At 66.6% G+C, this 1,094-nt stretch carries 1 pseudogene; it reads left to right on the plus strand.

The annotated features are described in order from the left end of the window. Nucleotides 1-107: 107 nt before the first annotated feature. Nucleotides 108-1,091, plus strand: a pseudogene (locus AB0K65_RS32355) (IS481 family transposase). The last annotated feature ends 3 nt before the right edge of the window (nucleotides 1,092-1,094 follow it).

Raw genomic sequence — 1,094 nt, forward strand, 5'->3', positions numbered from 1 at the left:
CCTAGGTGTATTGATCACGAGCGTTGTTGACACTCGCGGGTCTTGATCATGGCGAAGACCTCCGGTGTGGTGGAGGTGTCTAGGCTTCACCGCACACGGAGGTCTTCGTGTCCCACCGTAATGCCCGGCTGACCGTTCACGGCAGGCGGATCCTGGTCGAACGTGTCCTGTCCGGCCGGCCGGTCGCGCATGTGGCCGCGGAGATGGGCATATCGAGGCCCACCGCCCACAAATGGATCCGCCGCTGGCGGGCCGAGGGCGATGTCGGCCTGCACGACCGTTCCAGTCGGCCTTGCACGACCCCGCACCGGACTCCCGCTGCTGTTGAGAGCCAAGTCTGCAGGCTTCGGACCGAGCGCAAGCTCGGCCCGGCCAGGATCGGCCCGATCCTGGGCCTCCCGGCCTCGACCGTGCACCGGATCCTGGTGCGGCACGGCCTGAACCGGCTGGCCTGGATGGACCGGCCCACCGGCGAGCCGATCCGCCGCTACGAACGCGACCGGCCCGGCGAGCTGATCCACGTCGACATCAAGAAACTCGGCAACATCCCCGACGGCGGCGGATGGCGGACCATCGGTCGCGCAGCCGGCGACAGAAATCGTCAGGCCACCACCACCGCTCGGAAGAGCTGCACTCCGGTGATCGGCTACAGCTACATCCACTCGGCCGTCGACGACCACTCCCGCCTGGCCTACAGCGAGGTCCTGCCCGACGAACGCCAGCACACCGCCATCGCCTTCTGGTAACGGGCGAACGCGTTCTTCGCCGACCACGGCATCACCGTCGAACGCGTCCTGACCGACAACGGCGCCTGCTACAAGTCGAAGCTGTTCACCCAGACCCTCACCGCGGCCGGCATCGCCCACAAGAAAATCCGGCCCTACCGGCCGCAGACCAACGGCAAGGTCGAACGCTTCAACCGCACCCTCCTCGACGAATGGGCCTACCTGCGGCCCTACACCTCAAACACCGAGCGGACCGAAGCCCTGGCAGACTTCCTCCACACCTACAACCACCACCGCTGCCACACCGCACTCGACGGACACCCGCCCATCACCCGCGTCAACAACGCTGCAGGTCAATACACCTAGGCC

It is taken from the genome of Streptomyces sp. NPDC053755 (genome assembly GCF_040677675.1).
Classification (GTDB): domain Bacteria; phylum Actinomycetota; class Actinomycetes; order Streptomycetales; family Streptomycetaceae; genus Streptomyces.